The 19,176-nt window shown below is 47.1% G+C and carries 18 protein-coding genes; 12 read left to right on the forward strand and 6 right to left on the reverse strand.

What is annotated here, in order from left to right; genetic code table 11:
* Positions 1 to 23: 23 nt before the first annotated feature.
* The 3 genes from ACIFO6_RS17365 to ACIFO6_RS17375 all read left to right on the forward strand — a co-directional run bounded on the left by ACIFO6_RS17365 (position 24) and on the right by ACIFO6_RS17375 (position 3,536).
* Positions 24 to 920, forward strand: a complete 897-nt coding sequence (locus ACIFO6_RS17365; RefSeq protein ID WP_430042320.1) for an Rpn family recombination-promoting nuclease/putative transposase — start codon at positions 24 to 26, stop codon at positions 918 to 920.
* Between the two features lie 192 nt (positions 921 to 1,112).
* Complete coding sequence (locus ACIFO6_RS17370) at positions 1,113 to 2,114, forward strand: Gfo/Idh/MocA family protein (RefSeq protein WP_430042322.1); 1,002 nt, start codon at positions 1,113 to 1,115, stop codon at positions 2,112 to 2,114.
* A 195-nt stretch (positions 2,115 to 2,309) separates the two neighbouring features.
* Positions 2,310 to 3,536 (forward strand): RtcB family protein, encoded by a 1,227-nt coding sequence (locus ACIFO6_RS17375; RefSeq protein WP_430042324.1) that lies wholly within the window; start codon positions 2,310 to 2,312, stop codon positions 3,534 to 3,536.
* Between the two features lie 95 nt (positions 3,537 to 3,631).
* On the opposite strand, the gene ACIFO6_RS17380 is transcribed toward ACIFO6_RS17375, so the two are convergent.
* A complete protein-coding gene (locus ACIFO6_RS17380; protein ID WP_430042325.1) occupies positions 3,632 to 4,522 on the reverse strand; it encodes a shikimate dehydrogenase in 891 nt (296 codons plus the stop codon).
* Positions 4,523 to 4,551: 29 nt separating this feature from the next.
* Positions 4,552 to 5,742, reverse strand: coding sequence for an MFS transporter (locus ACIFO6_RS17385; RefSeq protein ID WP_430042327.1), 1,191 nt, complete (start codon positions 5,740 to 5,742; stop codon positions 4,552 to 4,554).
* Positions 5,743 to 5,919: 177 nt separating this feature from the next.
* Between ACIFO6_RS17385 and ACIFO6_RS17390 the strand changes: the two genes are divergently transcribed.
* The 3 genes from ACIFO6_RS17390 (at position 5,920) to aroD (ending at position 9,094) form a co-directional block, all read left to right on the forward strand.
* Positions 5,920 to 6,831: a LysR family transcriptional regulator gene (locus ACIFO6_RS17390; protein WP_430042328.1), complete on the forward strand. Its 912-nt coding sequence runs from the start codon at positions 5,920 to 5,922 to the stop codon at positions 6,829 to 6,831.
* Between the two features lie 133 nt (positions 6,832 to 6,964).
* Complete coding sequence (locus tag ACIFO6_RS17395; RefSeq protein ID WP_430042329.1) at positions 6,965 to 8,224, forward strand: MFS transporter; 1,260 nt, start codon at positions 6,965 to 6,967, stop codon at positions 8,222 to 8,224.
* Between the two features lie 105 nt (positions 8,225 to 8,329).
* On the forward strand, positions 8,330 to 9,094 hold the full coding sequence (gene aroD / locus ACIFO6_RS17400) for a type I 3-dehydroquinate dehydratase (RefSeq protein ID WP_430042331.1): 765 nt from the start codon (positions 8,330 to 8,332) through the stop codon (positions 9,092 to 9,094).
* 98 nt (positions 9,095 to 9,192) lie between these two features.
* On the opposite strand, the gene ACIFO6_RS17405 is transcribed toward aroD, so the two are convergent.
* A complete protein-coding gene (locus tag ACIFO6_RS17405) occupies positions 9,193 to 9,765 on the reverse strand; it encodes a shikimate kinase (RefSeq protein ID WP_430042488.1) in 573 nt (190 codons plus the stop codon).
* Between the two features lie 151 nt (positions 9,766 to 9,916).
* Here ACIFO6_RS17405 and ACIFO6_RS17410 point away from each other — a divergent pair, with 151 nt between their 5' ends.
* Genes ACIFO6_RS17410 through ACIFO6_RS17420 form a run of 3 tightly spaced genes read left to right on the forward strand, consistent with a single transcriptional unit; the run spans position 9,917 to position 12,094 of the window.
* Positions 9,917 to 10,639 (forward strand): hypothetical protein, encoded by a 723-nt coding sequence (locus ACIFO6_RS17410; protein WP_430042333.1) that lies wholly within the window; start codon positions 9,917 to 9,919, stop codon positions 10,637 to 10,639.
* Entirely contained in the window at positions 10,600 to 11,043 is a 444-nt protein-coding gene (locus ACIFO6_RS17415; RefSeq protein WP_430042335.1) for a phosphotransferase, read from the forward strand. The genes ACIFO6_RS17410 and ACIFO6_RS17415 overlap by 40 nt, the downstream gene beginning before the upstream one ends.
* A 52-nt stretch (positions 11,044 to 11,095) precedes the next feature.
* Positions 11,096 to 12,094 (forward strand): glycosyltransferase, encoded by a 999-nt coding sequence (locus tag ACIFO6_RS17420; RefSeq protein WP_430042337.1) that lies wholly within the window; start codon positions 11,096 to 11,098, stop codon positions 12,092 to 12,094.
* Positions 12,095 to 12,196: 102 nt separating this feature from the next.
* On the opposite strand, the gene ACIFO6_RS17425 is transcribed toward ACIFO6_RS17420, so the two are convergent.
* Positions 12,197 to 13,405 (reverse strand): MFS transporter, encoded by a 1,209-nt coding sequence (locus ACIFO6_RS17425; RefSeq protein ID WP_430042339.1) that lies wholly within the window; start codon positions 13,403 to 13,405, stop codon positions 12,197 to 12,199.
* Positions 13,406 to 13,591: 186 nt separating this feature from the next.
* Here ACIFO6_RS17425 and cysK point away from each other — a divergent pair, with 186 nt between their 5' ends.
* Both cysK and ACIFO6_RS17435 read left to right on the forward strand, forming a co-directional pair.
* Complete coding sequence (gene cysK / locus ACIFO6_RS17430) at positions 13,592 to 14,515, forward strand: cysteine synthase A (RefSeq protein ID WP_430042342.1); 924 nt, start codon at positions 13,592 to 13,594, stop codon at positions 14,513 to 14,515.
* Between the two features lie 21 nt (positions 14,516 to 14,536).
* On the forward strand, positions 14,537 to 15,514 hold the full coding sequence (locus ACIFO6_RS17435) for an aldo/keto reductase (protein WP_430042344.1): 978 nt from the start codon (positions 14,537 to 14,539) through the stop codon (positions 15,512 to 15,514).
* 153 nt (positions 15,515 to 15,667) lie between these two features.
* Here ACIFO6_RS17435 and ACIFO6_RS17440 read toward each other — a convergent pair whose 3' ends face one another.
* Both ACIFO6_RS17440 and ACIFO6_RS17445 read right to left on the reverse strand, forming a co-directional pair.
* Complete coding sequence (locus tag ACIFO6_RS17440) at positions 15,668 to 16,468, reverse strand: WYL domain-containing protein (RefSeq protein ID WP_430042346.1); 801 nt, start codon at positions 16,466 to 16,468, stop codon at positions 15,668 to 15,670.
* Positions 16,443 to 17,768 carry a helix-turn-helix transcriptional regulator gene (locus ACIFO6_RS17445; RefSeq protein WP_430042347.1) on the reverse strand — a complete coding sequence of 442 codons (1,326 nt, stop codon included), beginning with the start codon at positions 17,766 to 17,768 and terminating at the stop codon, positions 16,443 to 16,445. The genes ACIFO6_RS17440 and ACIFO6_RS17445 overlap by 26 nt, the downstream gene beginning before the upstream one ends.
* Before the next feature lie 243 nt (positions 17,769 to 18,011).
* On the opposite strand from ACIFO6_RS17445, the gene ACIFO6_RS17450 reads away from it, so the two are divergent.
* Positions 18,012 to 18,836, forward strand: coding sequence for a nucleotidyltransferase domain-containing protein (locus tag ACIFO6_RS17450; RefSeq protein ID WP_430042349.1), 825 nt, complete (start codon positions 18,012 to 18,014; stop codon positions 18,834 to 18,836).
* Positions 18,837 to 19,176 lie beyond the last annotated feature (340 nt).

Genomic DNA, 19,176 nt, shown 5'->3' on the forward strand with positions numbered 1-19,176 from the left:
TTATCGTGGTATAATATGAGCAGATGGAGCTGATTCTAGTGGTAGAAATGCTGGACCCCCGCAATGACTTTTTGTTTAAGCGCATTTTTGGAAGCGAGGAAAATCGTGATGTGCTTTTAACCTTTCTAAATCGTACCTTTGAGGAAGCGGGGGGGCCTCTGTTAACGGAAATTGTACTTTTGAATCCGTATACGGATAAGGACGCACCGCGTGATAAGCAGTCTATTTTGGATATTCGGGCCAGAACGTTGGAAGGTCAGCTCATTAATGTGGAGATGCAGCTTTTCAATAAGTATGACATGGATAAACGAACTTTGTTTTATTGGAGTAAGCAGTATGCAGGACAACTGTACGAAGGACAATCCTATAAGCTGCTGAGAAAGTGTGTAACGATCAATATTTTGAATTATTCCTTCCTACCGAACAGCCGTTATCATAATGTGTTTCATTTGACGGAGGATCGTACGGGCATCCCGTTTAGTGATGATATGGAGTTGCATTTTTTGGAACTGCCCAAACTGGATGAGCACGAGATTCCGGCTGGTAGCGGTGGCTTGGTCAACTGGCTTCTGTTTCTAAAGGGAAGTAATCCATCTCAATGGGAGGTACTAGCCATGAATGAACCCGGTTTGAAAAAGGCGATGACTACGCTGGAGTTTCTAAGTCAGGATAAAGAGGCGCGTTTACAGTATGAAGCCCGACAAAAGTACCTGCATGATGAGGCTTCCATGATCGAAGGCGCAAGGGAAGAAGGCTTGAAGCTAGGTAAAGCAGAAGGTAAAGTTGAAGGTAAAGTTGAAGGAGAGCGTCAGAAGGCAATTGAAATTGCACGAAATATGCTGAATATGGGGCTTGAGATCGATGTGATTGTAAAAGCATCTGGCTTATCCGAGTCAGAGGTGCGTTCGCTGGAAGTATAAATCAGAAACATCATACAAGGACTGTGGTACAATCAGAATGAATTAGCTGATGGCCGCAGTCTTTTTTTGTCGAATGAGAAGCTCTAAAAACGAAGTATGCCTAACCGTATAGTGGACAAGCTTAGGCCAGAATGCGAGAATAGATACATATATTAAATGTAAATGACTCTCGGGGAAGGATGGGATACTGTGATGCGTTTTGGTATAGTTGGAACCAACTGGATAACGGAGAGATTTATTCAAGCCGCAGTAGAGACGGACGAATTTGCCCTGACGGCGGTGTACTCACGAACAGAGGATAAAGGCAAAGCCTTTGCCGCCAAGTACAGCAGCCATCCGGAGGTATTTACAGACCTGGCGCAAATGGCTGCAAGTGATCAGGTGGATGCCGTATACATTGCCAGTCCCAACTCCTTGCATGCGGAGCAAGCGATTGTGTGTATGAATCACGGAAAGCACGTGCTGTGCGAGAAGCCGTTTGCCTCCAATGCAACGGAGGTGCGGAGCATGATTGAGGCTGCGCACAACAATGATGTTTTGCTGATGGAGGCCATTAAGTCCACGCTTATGCCAAACTTTAAGATTGTTAAGGACCATATGTATAAAATTGGTCGGGTTCGGCGTTATTTTGCAAGTTATTGTCAATATTCATCACGCTTTGATGCTTTTAAGCAAGGAAAAGTGCTGAATGCCTTTAATCCGTCTTTTTCGAATGGCTCCTTGATGGATCTTGGGGTTTATTGCCTGTATCCTATGGTGGCATTGTTCGGCAAACCGGAGGAAGTTCGCGCGGTTGGCGTGCTCTTGTCTTCTGGTATAGATGGGGAAGGCAGCATCGCTATGCGATATCTGGATATGGACGCCGTCGTCATGCATTCCAAGATTACCGATTCATATTTGCCTGCCGAAATTCAGGGTGAGAATGGAACGATGGTGATCGACAAAATAAGCCAGCCGTATGAGGTGAAAATTCATTATCGGGACGGCACGATTGAGGATCTGACGAAAGCACAGACCCGTGAACCGATGTATTATGAAATTCAGGAGTTTATTGATCTGATTAAGAGCGGAGAACGTAATAGCTCCATTAATTCACTGGAGTGTTCACTCGCAGTCGCTGAAGTGATGGAGGATGCAAGACAGCAGATTGGTCTTCGTTTTGAAGCGGATTTGAAAAATACGTCTGCACATTAGTTGGTTAAATAGTTCCACCTAAAAAGGGTATCCAAGCGGCCAACAAGACTGTAGGATATCCTTTTTCATTTTCTTACGGGACATCTGCTGCTGTACTTGTAATACTTTCACCCTGTTCGAAAGCTGGTAAAACATACATAATGTTAATAACAAGTTCAACGTTTGATATGAAGTTAAATACAGGAGGATGAAACGGTGGCTTATATGGAAATAAATGGAGTTCGGGTGTGGGGAGCGCCCGATGCAGGGGCGTTATCTCAAGCCCGTACTTGTGCGGAGAATGGTAATGTGATTCAGGCGCTGCTGATGGCGGATCATCATAAAGGCTACAGTCAGCCGATTGGCGGCGTGATGGTATATGACGGACAAATTTCACCTTCGGGTGTCGGGTATGATATCGGATGCGGAAATAAGGCGGTTAGAACCAAGCTGTTCGCAGCAGATGTTTTGCCGCGTATTTCATCCATTTTGGATGAGATTGCACGTCATATTTCCTTTGGCGTAGGCCGTGTAAATGCGGTTCAGGTCGATCATGAACTGTTCGATGACCCGGATTGGGCGGTATATGCTGCGATTGGGAAACAGGAGCATGACAAGCTAAAATCCTTGGCAAGAGACCAGTTGGGTACGGTGGGGAGCGGTAATCATTTTGTTGATGTATTTGTGGAGGAAGCGACAGGGCAGGTATGGATTGCAAATCATTTTGGCAGCCGGGGCTTTGGACACAAAACAGCAAGCGGATTTCTAAATTTGGCGGCAGGACGAGAATTTCTTGGAAAAGCGCCGGGAGAGCATATGGATCAGCCGCCAGTCCTGCTGGACATGAATAGTGAGCTGGGAGACATGTACTACCGTGCGATGCGGCTTGCCGGGCGTTACGCTTATGCTGGACGGGATTATGTGATAGAACAGGTGCTTGGTATTATGGGCACCGAAGCGGAATTTGCCGTGCATAACCACCATAATTATGCATGGAAAGAACAGCATGATGGACGTGACACGATTGTAGTCCGCAAAGGCGCCACTCCCTCGGCTCCTGGCCAAACGGGTTTTATTGGTGGAAGCATGGGCGATATTTCGGTGATTGTACGCGGAAGGGATACGATAGAAAATCGAGATTCCTACTATAGTACAGTTCATGGCGCAGGGCGCATTATGAGCCGTACCCAGGCAGCTGGTAAAATGAACTGGAAAATCCGTATGCGTAGCGGCGGGAAGATTACGGACTTACAGATGAAGGAGGCCGTTCAGAACTATGGTGTTGAGCTGCGCGGAGCGGGTACGGATGAAAGCCCGTTTGTTTACCGCCAGCTGCGTGAGGTGCTGGACGCTCATTCCGAAACGGTGGAGGTTCTGCATGAGCTTAAGCCTATTGGAGTATGTATGGCTGGGGCGAATGAATTCGACCCGTATAAGGATTAATGAAATGATTTTATCATAAAAAAGAGACTATACCCCGGCAGGAACGATCATTCGCCGGATATAGTCTCTTTTGAGTAGTATAGTCCTTTTAATTCTTACAATCGGTCCCCAAACAGCTGTTCCTTGATATAAGAGACTGGCATTTCTTGGCCTGTCCACAGCTCGAAAGCAAGTGCGCCCTGCCACAGCATCATGCCCAGACCGTTAATGGCGGTTGCGCCAACGGATTCAGCTTGCTCCATCAGCTTGGATTTAGCCGGGCTGTATACCACATCAGTCACGATCAGGTCGGAACGAAGCATGGATGTATCTTCAAGTACGCTTTTGCCTTCCAGTGGTTTCATGCCGACACCTGTTCCGTTTGCGAAAATATGACTGGTGCGGATCTCTTCACGCAGTTGTTCTTGATCTTCCAGAGGATATATATTCGCTTTGACTTGGGTGTGTTTCATATCTTCATTAATAATACGGACATTTTCTTCTGCACGGGCAAAGAACTGATCGTTACGGGCAAAGATTGAAATTTCAGCCAGACCTGCTTGAGCCGCTTCAATAGCAATCGGAGTAGCTGCGCCGCCAGAGCCGACGAGTGTCATTTTTTTAACTTTCAGATCAATACCATGTTCACGCAGGTTACGAACATAACCAGATCCGTCTGTACTGTAGCCCTTCAGCTTGCCATCCGTGTTCACGACGGTGTTGACTGCTCCTGTAAATTTGGCGCTGTCGTCCAGCTCGTCAAGGTACTGCACAATGGCTGTTTTGTTGGGCATGGACACGTTATAACCACGTACATTCAGAGCACGCATCCCACGTACCACTTCTTCCAGCTGTTCATTTCCAACTTCAAAGGCCATATACGCGTTGTTTAGGCCCAGTTTTTCAAACGCAAGATTATGCATAGCCGGGGACAAGGAATGTCCGATCGGTGTAGCAAGCAATCCGATTAATTGTGTTCTTCCGTCAATACGCCCAGCATTTTTCATGATATAAGCCTCCAGGTTATCTGTGTAGTTTAATAAAACACTTTTTTATAGCGATAAGCAACAAACACGGCCAGCAAAATACTGACTACGGCAATCGCAATATCCAGAATGAACACGGAAGTAATTCCGAGGCTCTTGGACATGCCCCCGGTAGCTAACGGCATCAGAATGAACGAAAGACTGGCTGCAATGTTCACGAGAGAAGTCGTAGTCCCTTTATTCTTGCGGAAAAATTCAGTCATAACGGTGAGAGCAATTTGGAATATACCTGCGGTAGACAATCCGATTAAGAACGAACTGATTATAGTAGCGACAGGATTGTGCCATGTAATTAAAGCCAGCAAGGAAAGCAGTGCAACAAACGGATACACAATCATGACGGTAATCGGTTTAATGAATCTGCCAAGCACCACGGCTAACAGAATAACGGAAACCAACGAACCTATACTATAGTAGCTTAGCAGTTTAATGGCACTGGCTTTCTCCATGCCCAGGGCCTCTTGACCAAAGGTAGGAAGCCATAGCTGCACGACCATGAACAATACAGTGGAAGTAAAACCGATAATGATCAGAGACAGACCCTCTTGCCAAAACTTAGGCTCACTGCGGAAAGTATTTGCTGATTGGACAGTTTGGGTTGGAGTCTTTTGTTCCTCAGCTTTGTGATTGGGGAAGGCTGTCATCGATAAGAAGATACCGCTTAGCAGATAAATACCTGCCGGAATAAAGAAGGAATAGCCATAGAACATATTGTGATCGATAAAGAATGCAATCATGAACGGAATAACAATGGCACCGATAGAAATGGATGCTTTGACCAAGACGGTTGCAGAACCAGCTTTTTTTCCGAAACCTTCAATTAATGCCGGATACGTTCCCGAATCCATCATGGAGTTACAAAGCCCTGCGATAATGGCAAATACGAATGCCAACGTATAGTTAGGTGCAAGGGGAATACCGATCAGGAAAATTAAATAAGCAAATGATGCGATCACAACGAGCGGCTTTCTTCCGTATTTGTCTGACATTTTCCCGGCTACCCCGAGAGCCAGCAGCTTACCGATCCCGATGGCTGACACCAGATAACCGATGGCAGCCTTATCCGTGTTCAATTGCACGGTCAGGAAGCTCATATTCGAGGAGAGAATAACATTGATCATACCCAGAAGAAAATAGTTGATGTAAAGCCCTGTTGCCATTCTGATGTAAGGATTTTTCATAAGTGTAGCTCCCAACTTGAATTTTAGATCCATGGATTAATAGTGAAAAAATTCACATTGTTTCTATGTCTTTATTATATAAGGAGTGTTATTATAAATCCAATGCATATTTCTAACGTTTTCCATAGTTTAGGTCTATAATTTAAAATATAAATTAAAGAAGGGAACGGCATAATTATGAACCTGAAGCAACTACAATATTTTCGTGTACTTGCAGAGATGGAGCACTTTACCCAAGCAGCTGTGCGACTATGTATTACTCAACCCAGTTTAAGCCATGCAATTTCAGAATTAGAAAAGGATCTGGGGGTTCATTTGTTTGAGAAGCAGGGGAGGAATGTTCGGCTGAACAAATACGGACGATTTTTCCTAAAATATGTGGAGCATGCGATGGATGAATTGGAGAAGGGAGAGCACAACTTGCGGGAATTGGTTAGCCCAAGCCATGGGAATGTGGATCTGGCGTTCATTTACACGTTAGGCTCTCACTTCATTCCAGCGATCATTCAAGCCTTCTCGGCCTCGGATGCCCGTAAAGACATATCCTTTTCTTTTCATCAAGGGAATACGAACGATATTATCCAGGGCTTGAAGCAGGAGCATTATGATGTGGCGTTCTGTTCGCACATGGAAAATGAACCGGACGTTGAATTCATTCCGTTGGCTCAGCAGGAGCTTGTTGTTATTGTTTCACCAGATCATCCGCTGGCTTCCCTGAACCAAATTGATCTCAAGGATGCGGCAGCGTACCCTTTTATCTTTTTTAACAAAAAAAGCGGTATCCGTCCCATTATTGAAAACTTATTCGCCAAAGTAGGTGTTACTCCAGAGATCATTTGCGAGATTGAAGAGGACACGGCGATGGCAGGGCTGGTATCTGTGAATTACGGAATTGCAGTCATGCCTCGAATTTCATCGTTGGATTATTTTAACGTCAAAACATTGCCTATTGTTAATCCCGAATACGAGCGTTTTATCTATCTGGCGAGCATCAAAAACAGGTATTTATCCCCGGCTGTAGTGGACTTTCGGAACTTTGCGCTCAGCTACGGTGAGGAATTTTATTTGAAAACGCATCAGCGTGTTTAAATGTGTCTCTCCCAATATTTGAACTTGATAAATTTAAAAATGTGTTCTATACTTCATCATCGACACGGATAATGTGAAATGATTCACATTTGTGACACTACAAGACTTACTTACAAAAGCAGGTGAATTCACGATGAAACGTTCTTCTTTTCCAGTGGCGTCCGGCCTTTATGTAAACTATCTTTTGTTCGGTATGTTTAACATTATGCTGGCGTCACACATGTCCTTTTTAACCGAGCATTTGCATACAGATCAGGCGGGAATCAGTCTTCTGGTATCCGCAATGGGATTTGGCAGGCTGTTTACGCTGTACATATCCGGGGTGCTTTCCGACCGTTATGGTCGCAAGCCGTTTATTGTGGCCGCAGGGCTACTAATGGCCGTTTTTTTAGTCGGTATACCGCTAAGCCCCAGCTTTGAAATGGCGATGGTGCTGGCTGTGCTGGCAGGCGTAGCGAATTCTTTTCTTGATTCAGGCACCTATCCAGCTCTGATCGAAGCTTTTCCCCAATCCTCCGGCTCTGCTACCGTGCTGGTGAGAGGCTTTATATCCATCGGGGCGGCATTTTTACCGTTAATGATTATCTTTTTTATGAACCATGATATTTTTTACGGGTTCTCGTTCTTTTTACCAGCGCTCATATTTGGTCTGAATGCGATTTACCTGTTCAAAATGAAATTTCCAGACATGCGGATTCAGGCGCCCAAGGAGCCAGTTCACGATACATCTGTATCTAACGTAGAACATACGGTAGAGCTAAAAGCAAATGACCGGAGCAAGCCGCGCTTCTGGCAGGAAGGGCTTTGCCTTATTGTTCTCGGCTTTACCGGGCCTACCTTGCTGTATATTGTTCAGTTGTGGCTGCCTACTTTTGGACAGCAGTTTATCGGTATGACTGAATCAGAGTCCCTGAGATTATTAGTCTATTACAATGTCGGCTCTCTCGTCTCCGTGTTCGTATTGGTGATTGTGTTAAGAAAGTGGGTCAAACCGGTTCATATTATTCTCATTTATCCATGCATTTCTTTGTTGGCTTTTGGAGCACTACTTCTTTTCAAATCACATGCTGCGGCCATTATTAGCTCATGTGTCATTGGATTTTCCATTTCGGGTGTGCTTCAACTGACATTGACCGTAATGAGTGAGTTTTTCAGTCAACGAAAAGGACAGATCACCGGGTTCATTTACACAGCAACTTCAGTATCGTACACAGTCATCCCTGTGTTTACAGGCTTTCTTTTGAAGAGTTCTCAAATATCTAGTGTTTTTATGCTGGCTCTGATTGTGAATGTGGTGGGTATTGTGCTGGCCGTGCTTGTTAATTTCCGGTACAGTACCGTTTTTCCATCAAGTCGCACATTATCCCCTAAAATCGCGCTTGATTCGGAGTAAGCCAACAATCGGGGATGAATGATCAGCAGGCTTATTCAGAATGCGTTATACTATGAAATATTGTAATGGTTCGACTTAAAACTGTTATTTAGGAGTGAGTTAGATATGGCAAAAATCGTTAAGGTAAAAGATGTTCTGATCGGTGAAGGAGCGCCTAAAATTTGCGTCCCGATGGTGGGAGAAACGTTGGAGCAACTAAAGGAAGAAGCTGCCCATTTGCGTACACTCGACCTGGATATCGTAGAGTGGAGAGTCGATTTTTACGAGCATGTAGAGGATTTGGGGAAGGTTAAGGAGGTCTTGCTTGAAATCCGGTCCATCTTGGCCAATATCCCGCTCGTCTTTACGTTTCGTAGTGCCCGGGAAGGCGGGGAAAAGGAAATCAGTACGGCGAGTTATGTGGAGTTGAATCGCATGGCAGCCGAAACGGGACAGGTAGATATCATTGATGTGGAGCTTTTTAATGACGAAGCCGATGTGAAGGTGCTGGTGGAAGCTGCGCATAAGCATAACGTATCCGTGATTATATCCAACCATGATTTCCAGAAGACGCCGCCAAAGGAGGAAATCGTATCTCGGTTGCGTAAGGCGCAGGAGCTAGGAGGCGATTTGCCTAAAATAGCGGTTATGCCGACAAGTACAGCCGATGTGCTGACCTTGCTGGATGCCACCCGTACCATGGCAGAGGAATATGCAGATCGGCCTATTATTACGATGTCAATGGCGGGAAAAGGTGTCGTGAGCCGTCTGACCGGAGAGCTGTTTGGTTCGGCTTTAACCTTTGGTGCCGCTAAGAAAGCTTCCGCGCCGGGGCAGATACCTGTCACTGAACTGAGAGAGATATTAACAGTGCTGCACAGTCATTCATAAAAGACACATGGTATTAATGCTGACAACCCAAGTGCCATCATCCAAAAAAAGGAAGGTCCACATGCAGTAAGCATGATGGAACCTTCCTTTTTGTAACTCTAATTCAATCCACGAGTAGACTCATACAGTTCCCAACCTAGATTTAGAGTTTGAATAATATAGTCTGCGACTTCTTCCGCATCCAGCTGATCTGTATCGATCTTGGAGTGATTTACGGCGTAAATGTCCTGTCTGGAACGGAAAAGAGCTTCGATTTCGTCCAAATTCTTGTTTTGCAGATTGGGACGGGTATCGATGAGCATCTTGAGTCGATCCTTCCAGGATTCCCAATTTAAATCTAAAAAGAAGACGATAGATGAAGCCAGGCAAGCCTGCTTAACCTCTTCTTGTAAAAAGGCACCGCCACCAACCGAGATGACTTTCAGGCAGGTATTGCTGCATAGTTTGAGAATATGATCTTTTTCAATCTCGCGGAATCTTTTTTCTCCATATGTTTTGAAAATTTCTGTTGTCGGCATGTTGTACTCTTGTTCAATCTCCTGATCAATATCCACAAAGTCCCGATACAGCTTGCGCGCGAGATGAGAACCTATCGTTGTTTTACCTACACCCATAAAGCCAATGAGCACAATATTCTGTTCTCTTAATGGAATCTCTCTCTTGTTTTGCACCATAACCACTCTTTTCTCACCAGTAATGTTGAGATGTAACGCTTCAAAGCGCTAAATACATAAATACATTATACGTTCATCAAACGTGTCATTCAATAGCATAGATCACTTTAGGAGAAAGGTACAAGATAAAAATGGTGTTCATCATCATATGGATGATATTGAACAGGTAAGGGGCTGTCCCACAGATCGTTTGGATCTGATGGACAAGCCGGGCTTCGTTCAGAACGAGTACTGTGATATGATCTTGCTATTACATTTTATACAAAAAAGTTGGGAAGCTATGAATCTATTTCATCCATATGTGAATGTTGACGGTACTTTGAATGATACGCAGGTGTGGAGGCGGGAAGTTTTATATACAGGTACAAATGGTCGGCAGGTTGAACGTTTTTACGTGTCACCTTCTGAGAGTTATGTGTTCAAGCCATTAACCAATGATGAGCAAGCAGGCCGGGAGAGATGGGTATATGAGCATGTGCTTGCTACGTTGCCACCCATCTATCCCCGATTGCTGGCCTGTTCTGGCGCAGGCACAGATGGCGGAGTGGAATGGATGATTTTTGAGGATATTGGTCCGTTGCATCATCTACACGAAGAACAAACGATGTTGCGGGCTGTTGGACTTGTAGCAGGGTGGCATGCTTTGCCACCGGATCGTTTTGCTGGAATGCCACTTCGAGGACCCAAGCCGCTCATTCAGGATTTGGTTTCTGAGTTGTACATGCGCAAGCTTGATGTGTTGAAGCTTTGCAGCTCGTTAGGGTTTCCTAAACAGCAGGTTCAGCGTATGTATGCACAGTTGGATCACTTCGCTTTTTCACCCAGCTTGTGTTGTCTCATGGTGATCTTCATCCGGGCAACTATGCGCTGAGTGGGGAGCGGCTAATGGTGCTGGATTGGGAGCATGCCCATTTGAACACACCGCTATGGGATGTGTATCATCTGATCGACATGTCCCACCCATTGTTTCCCCGGCGTATGACGTCCGACTTGCGAATTTGCTTGCTGGACAGGTATTTGGAGCAGCTGGAGCTGTTGGGAGCAGGACTGGAGCGAGGCGCATTTATGCAAGAATATGGCATGTTTGCTGTGGTATTTTCGCTGTGGATGCTGTTGTTAATTGAAAGTGATTTGCGAAGGATCGGAACGAAATTGCATATAAACGGTGATAAATGGTCAAAAGAGCAATTAGAAGCCCAACGGGGCGAGGCGTTAGCCTGTTTGAACCAATGCGCAGCGATGCTGGAATGGGGACAAGTCAGAAGGTGTGAATAAAGAGTTTGAGCTACAGCGTGTGTACAGATCGTAAACAAAGGTGGGGACATATATGAAAAAAGTCGGTTTGGTCATGAGAAAAATACAGTTTGCCGAAGCGCAGGGCCCGCGTATTTTTGCGGAACGTCTGAAGCAGATCGGGCTGGAGCTGGGCGTGGATATCGTATTTGTGTCACCGGAGCGCCATGTTAGCAGCCATGACTGGCTTCCCGGTTATGAGCATGAAAAGGGTGATCTTGTTAATTATGACGTGGTACTCGATCAGCTTCATGAGCAGCAGATTGAGGATGTTATTTATACGGTATCCGGCTTTACATATTTGAAAATGTTTTTTAAAAACAGCGTGCTTTTTCCGCACAGTTTTCCTGATCCGGCGCTTACAGGCTATGAGATGATGAAGCCTTTTTATCAGATCGTGGACAAGGCTATTGTGCAGACTGATTTTCTCAAGCAGGAGATGGCATCCAAATTTGGTGTAACGGATGTGACAGTTATCCCGATTGGGTTTAATGAGCGGCTGGTGGAAAAGCATTTTGACCCTTCGCAGGTCGTGGAGAATCGGGTGATGTGGATCGGAAGGGATGAAGAGAATCGGCGTCCTGATCTGGTATTGGAGTATGCGCGGCATAATCCCGACAAGGAAGTTTACATGGTGTTTGGCGGAGAACGCTATAAGGAAAGCATGAAGAAGTACGATATCCCTGACAATGTGAAGCTCCAATTTGCGTTGACGCAGGATGAGGTATTTGCGCTGATGAATACGGCCAAAGTATACTGGAGCTGCTCCAAATTCGACACGTTTGCGATGCCGCTGACCGAAGCGCTGGCTATGGGGAAAATCGTCGTGAAGCCTGAGCATCCTTGCTACGGACATATCAGCTCCACGCACTCTTTTTCGGGCAATGAGAAAAACTGGTTCGAGCTGGTCAATATGGCTACCGCCTCACCTCGTCGGGTTTCCACGGAAAATCAGTCGTATGCCATGGAGAAGTTTTCGAGCAGGGTGATGAAGCAGGGGTATCGGGACTTTTTTGAGAATTGGTTAAGCTGAGTGCGAGGCAGAATACTTCGGTTTCAACAGCGTTTAAGCGTCCAGAATTAGAGGATGATTTAAAAAGGGACTTTCGCTCAAGTGAACGAAAGTCCTTCCTTTTTAGGAATGTATCCCCGCTACGGCTTCAGAATCAGCCATTCTGCGGTCGATGACGTAGCTGACCAGCATGAGAAGCAGGCCACCGACAGTGATAAGAGATGCGATCCATGGGATGGCGGCAAGTCCCATCTGGTTAATGACGACCCCGCCGATAAAAGCGCCTCCTGCATTGCCCAGATTCAATGCGGAATGGCTGGAGGTAGAGGCGAGCAAAGGAGCCTCATAGGCCAGATTCATGATGCGAACCTGAATGCCGGGCATAATGCCGAACGCGGCAATGCCCCAGATAAAGACAGTGATGACGGCCAGCACCGGGCTTTGTAGCGTGAACGTCAGGATGGCCAAAATAATAGCCAGTATGGCATAATTTGCGATCAGCGACGGCAGCAGCTTCCAATCCGCGAGCTTGCCGCCGACGATGTTCCCGATGGTTACGCCAAGGCCAAACAGGACGAGAATCCACGTAATACTATGCTCGGCAAAGCCGCTAATGTCGGTCAGTAAAGGCGTAATGTACGTAAAGACGGTGAACAGACTACCGCAACCGACAGCACCTGTGAGCAGCATCAGCAGTACCTTCGGATTAAACAGGCTTCGGACTTCTTGTTTGAGACTGGAGGGCTTGTCCTGATGCATGACCGGAATGTACCGGATGATGCCAAAGAGGGAAATCAGGCCGATCACGACGATGGCTCCAAAGGAAGCACGCCATCCGAGCTGCTGTCCGATAAAGGTGCCAAAGGGCACGCCGATAATGTTGGCTACGGCCAGTCCGGTCAGCACCATAGAAATGGCACCAGCCCGCTTGTCAGGGCGAACCAGTCGGGCGGCGATCAGGGAGCCGGCTCCCAAAAAGGTTCCGTGCGATAGCGCGGTAGCCATACGGGCTGCAATCAGAAGCTCGTAGTTGGGAGCAATGACGGAAAAAAGATTGCCCAAAATGAATATAATCATCAGCAGGCATAACAGCTTTTTTTGCGGTACCTTGTGAGTTAATACGGTGAGCACAGGTGCGCCAATGGCCACACCAAGCGCGTAGCTGGTGATGAGCTGTCCGGCTTGCGGGATGGTGACATGAAGATCCTGGGCCACATTGGGCAGAAGCCCCATAATGACGAATTCGGTCATGCCGATGGCAAAGGCACCGAGCGTCAACCATAGCAAGGAGGGGGGAAAGCGATTGGCTGTCAAATTTTCTTGAGTACTCATAAATGTCTTGTATCCTCCTGAAAAATAGTAATGCGAGTATATCATTAGAAACCACATCTGGCGACCCATTTGCAAAAATTTTACATACTAAGCAGATAAGATTTATGTATTTTACAAAAGCGACAGGTATGAGCGGGTTAAATATGTTATTTTTATAGTATGGATCTATCCAAGGAGGATACAATGATGACGCTTAAAGTGGTACATAGCATTACAGATTTAATTGGAGATACGCCTTGTGTACGGCTTCAGCGATTAACCGGACCGCAGGATGCGGAAGTGTATGTGAAGCTGGAATACTTTAATCCCAGCGGCAGTGTTAAGGATCGGACGGCGGGCAATTTGATTGACGAGGCGGAAAAGGCTGGACACTTAAAGCCGGGTGGAACTATTATTGAGCCGACCAGCGGGAATACGGGGATTGGCTTAGCGATGAATGCGGCTGCCCGAGGCTACCGTGCGATTTTGGTGATGCCGTCGAATATGACGAGGGAACGAATCAATATTTTAAAAGCATACGGGGCTGAGGTCGTGCTGACACCAGCGGAGGAACGGATGTCAGGAGCGATTCGCAAGGCGCTGGAGCTAGGGGCTGAGATCGAAGGGAGCTTTATCCCGCATCAATTTGAAAACGAGGCCAACCCGGATATCCACCGTACAACGACTGCAATTGAAATTTTGGAGCAGACAGAAGGCAAGCTGGACGTGTTCGTCGCTTCTTCGGGAACAGGCGGTACGATTACGGGAACGGGGGAGGTGCTGCGCCAGCATTTGCCGAATCTGCGGGTTGTCGTGGTAGAGCCGAAGGGCTCGCCCGTGCTATCAGGAGGCAAGCCTGGTCCGCATAAGCTGGTTGGTACTAGCCCGGGATTCGTTCCTGCTGTACTGAATACGGATATTTATGACGAAATCATACAGGTTTCGGATGAGGATGCGATTGCGATGACACGGGCCATTGCTGCTCAGGAGGGAATTCTCGTCGGACCTTCCAGCGGAGCTACAATATGGACGGCAGTTCAGGAAGCTCGGCGCTTGGGACCGGGCAAACGGGTGCTTTGTATTGCCCCGGATACAGGAGAGCGATATTTGAGTATGGGTATTTTCGGATAAAAAGAGTGAAGGAGGAGCAACATGAAAATTATGCCTTTACAGAAACGCAACATTTCGAATAGCCGTCTGGTGCTTGGCTGTATGCCTTTTGGCGGGGAATGGGATCGTACGCCGTATACACAGGAGCATGTAGTTGAAGCAGAAAGAGCGGTGGAAGCCGCACGTTCCATTGGCATTACGATGTTTGATCATGCAGATATCTATCGAGCAGGGAAAGCGGAAGAGATTTTCGGTCGAATTTTGAAGGGACAACCCGGCTTGCGCGAGCAGATCGTGATTCAGTCCAAATGCGGTATTTGTCTTCCGGATGGTACGCTCCCGACCCGTTTTGATTTTTCATATGCTCATATTATGGAGTCTGTGGATGGTATTCTGAAGCGTCTGGGTACCGAATATTTGGACATCCTGCTGCTGCACCGTCCCGATCCGTTGGTAGAGCCGGAAGAAGTGGCGGAGGCGTTCAGCAAGCTCAAGGCATCCGGCAAAGTACGGCATTTTGGCGTTTCCAATATGAATGTAAGCCAAATTCAGTTTTTGGAGCGCAGCTTAGCCGGCCCGCTGGTGGCTAATCAATTGGAGATGAGCCTAGCGCATCTTCATTTTGTAGATCAGACGGTGCATGTGAATCAGCAGGCCGGGACGCATGTTCATTTTGGCGAAGGCTTGCTGGAATACTGCCAAACGGAGGATATTCAGCTTCAAGCGTGGGGGCCACTGGCACAGGGGCGTTTTAGCGGTGGTTCTTTGGAAGGGCAGCCGGAGCATATACGCCAAACAGCAGAGCTGGTGCAAAAGCTGGCTGCTGAAAAGGAAACGACACGCGAGGCCATCGTTCTTGGCTGGCTTATGAAGCATCTGGCGCGGATTCAGCCCGTCATTGGCAGCGCTAATCCTGAACGGATCAAGGCGTGTCAGGATGCGGAGCGACAGAGCGAGCTAATGACCCGCGACGAATGGTATACTTTATATGTGAGTGCACGGGGACAAGCTTTACCGTAACCTGGCGAGTGCTTTTCAGCTGGTTACAGCAGACATTTTTTTGGAAAAAAGTATGATTTCGCAGTGCAAATCGTAATTGAATAGGCCTGCCTTTTGTCTAATGGACAGAGTGCGGGCCTTTTTTCGTAGGATTATTAAGCATTTTTCCAGTGGCTAATCCTCTTCGTATCTGGCAAGTGCCCTGGCGGTTGTTTCCTTCATTCGGGAAATGATCCGGGAGCCTTGGACGACCTTGACGCGTTTGCCGAGAAAGCGGATTTTGGACAGTACGTATTCACATTCGTCTGTCTGAAAAGTGAGCGTAATACGATAGGTATCCACATCCTGAACATACTCCACCTCTTTCTCAAAGCAGGAAAAGGCATATAAAATACGGGATAATTCCCCGTTGTACACAGGTATAATTTCGATAATGCCCTGTTCCTTGCGTGACTCCAGAATACCGAGTATGCGTTGGGTGAATTTCTCGGTCTCTTCAGGTGGAATTTCCTCTTCGGTGATGGTTACGATGTTAGGCAGCTTGGTGGACATCAGCGCACGGTGCCTGCGATTGTACCAAAGCAGGCTCCATTCCTTTTTGACCATGGAAAATTCCAGTTTATACGGAAAGCCGGACATACGCTCATGAACACGCCCGTTGCGCATTCTGTAGCTCATACAGATACCTGAGCGTGACCGCAGGATGGGACGCAATATACGCAGGAGCGGATGATAAACCGGGGAGGCAGGAATGCCGGCCTTTTCCCTCAAGCTGCCATCGACCTCCAACGGCTCGTCATCTGCGAGCATCAGCCGAAGCTTATCGAGCGTAGACGGGGTAAAAGCTTCTGTCGCCGACGGATCTGCCAGCATGGACTGGAGCCAGATTCTTTCCTGCGATGTGGTAGCAAAAGCGCCCGATTCATCCAGCCGCGAGACGATTTGGTAGTTAAATATTTTCTCGAATAGGCTCATAATAGGCTTGAAGCTCCTTCCATTCCTGCTTGAATTCCTGACGCAGCCGCTTGGGTTCCAACACTTCACAGCTTGATCCAAAGCTGCGCAGCCACGGTTTAATCTCGGTGATTCCGTTCACTGTAATTTCATAGATAAAGGATTCACTTTCTTCCTCCGTGATCGTTCCCCATTGTCCCTGCAACAGCACGCGTTCCCGAATAAAGTTGCGTTTGGCACCTTCGGGATTGAAAAAACGTACCTGCACCTTCACGGTGCGCCCGGTATCCACAAGCCAGCTATACCGCGTTCTTTCTTCCAACACGACCAGCAGGTCGGCAAAACGCTTCTCCGACACGGGTTCGCCCTCCGCCAACTGTGTCATGCCCTCCATGCGAAACTTCATGATCCCTTTGCCGTCCACCTGACCCAGTACATACCAACGTCCATATTGATGATCATAGATGACTTGCAAGGGAAGAATGGTGTGCTCACGGCCTTCGGTTTCTTTTTCAAACAGCGGATTCGTGTTCTGTGACCCATACATGCTTCGTTTGGCCGCCGAAAAGTACAAAAAAGTCACACAGCGACGTTGCCGAATGGCGTGAAGAAGCGGATGAATATGGGCCTCATCCAGAATGCGTGAGTAATAGTGGTATTTGTATAAAAAAGGTTCCACCATTTCCTGATCTCCGGCTTGACGACGCATGGCTTTTTTTAAAAGATCGCGCAGCAGATATCCCTGTACAGAGGGGAGGTGCGTATTCGCCATAATGTCCACAAAGTCATACAGGTCCAGTAATTCCTCGTCCGTCAGTCCAGTGACCAGATCATTGCGAACAGCATAGCGGTAAGGTCTGCCGCCGGGCTCCTTGCGAACCACGCCGACTTCGACCAGATATTTCAGGTCCGAACGGATCGTTTTCTCATCCGGTAGCGTACTGTCGGGAGGCAGCCCATCGCAGCAGGCATCCAGCAGTTCCATGGTGGTTAGCGGTTGTGACTGTAGCGCTGTCAACAGAAGGGCTAGGCGGACGCTTTCCGACTCCTTGAGCGATTTGGCCCGAAACAGGAATAGCAGTAGTGGATCAGCGGATTCATAGTAGTTGAAGCGCAGCATTTCATTGAAGTCATGTCCCTGCTCCGCTGGTAACTGCTGCTGCACGGATTGAACGATTTCTTTGAGACGCCGGATCGTTTTATCAAAGGTATGTACGGAAATGCCCAGTCTGTCTGCAAATTGCTGCCGATTATAAGCGCCGCTCGTCAGTGTCAGCATGCGCAGAAATTGAATTTCTTTATCAAAGCTCTCTCTCGCCATGGCGGATTCCCCGTTTCTGTTGCCGTTCTCCGAAAATAAGTATCCCTTTATTCTAACAGGGAAGAGATGCAGGAAAAAGGGAATTTATTCATCCTTGTAATACTTTCGCCATGTTCGCGGCAAGCAAAATATAGGATGATATAAATACCAAGTAGAATCCGTCAGCCAAGACGGGGCGTAGAATGAATGTGGAGCATTCAGGAAATATCAAGATATAAAAGCGGTGGTTAGGGAGGGAATAGCATGACAGATATAAAACATGGACGGAATTCAATCAGACCGGAAATGCGTGAAACGATATTGCAGGAGCTGCGTGCTTTGGAGCAGGAGGAGCAGGTGCGTATTGTATATGCCTGTGAATCAGGCAGTCGGGCGTGGGGATTTCCTTCACAGGATAGTGACTACGATGTGCGTTTTATTTATGTAAGGCCGGTGGAGTGGTATTTGTCCATTTTTGATAAACGGGATGTGATTGAGCGTCCAATCAGCGATTTGCTGGATATCAACGGCTGGGACTTGAAAAAGTCGCTCAATCTGTTTCGCAAGTCCAATCCGCCTTTACTGGAATGGCTGCAATCCCCGATTCCCTATCTGGAGCCATATTCAGTGGCAGAACAGATTCGCGCTATATCGCCGTTAACTTTTTCGCCTAAGTCCTGTATGTATCATTATCTGAATATGGCGCGAGGAAACTATCGGGATTATTTGCAAGGAGAACAGGTGAAGATTAAAAAGTATTTTTATGTGCTGCGCCCGTTGCTGGCGTGTGGCTGGATTGAACGCTATAACAGTATGCCTCCGATGGAATTCGAAGACTTGCTGGAGGAATTAATTCCGGCAGATACAGAGCTTTATCAGGTGATCGGACATTTGCTGCAACGTAAAAAAGCGGGCGAGGAACTGGATATTGAGCCACAGCTTTCTGTGGTCAATGATTATATCCAGCAGCAAATAGCTTATTTTGAACAAAAGGCGCCTTTGCTCCAGCATATGGAGGGTGGACGTGATCAGCAACTGGATGATTTGTTCCGCGCTGCGGTGAAGGAAGTATGGCAAGCCGGATTGTAGGATTGTCAAAGCAATAGATGTGGTGTACATTATAGTGAATTAAAAAGCATTGTCGGGAGCTTGAGAAAGTCAGGCTGAGAGGGTGGCCCTTGCCATCGACCGTGAAATCTGATCTGGGTAATGCCAGCGTAGAGAAACCTAGAACACTATACAGGAATGCCGCTTGTTTTGCGGTTGTCGATAGATTCGGTTCATATCTTATAATCAAGCTAGACGGCTGCGCTTAGGCTATTGGTTGTATGAGGTATATCGACGAATGATGTTTTGTATGGTGATCCACCTTTTACTGCGCATAAAGCTTGCCTGGAGATTCAGCTCCGGACAAGCTTTTTTTCATGGC

Origin of the sequence: Paenibacillus sp. NRS-1781 (assembly GCF_050467745.1) — a bacterium.
Lineage (GTDB): Bacteria > Bacillota > Bacilli > Paenibacillales > Paenibacillaceae > Paenibacillus > Paenibacillus terrae_A.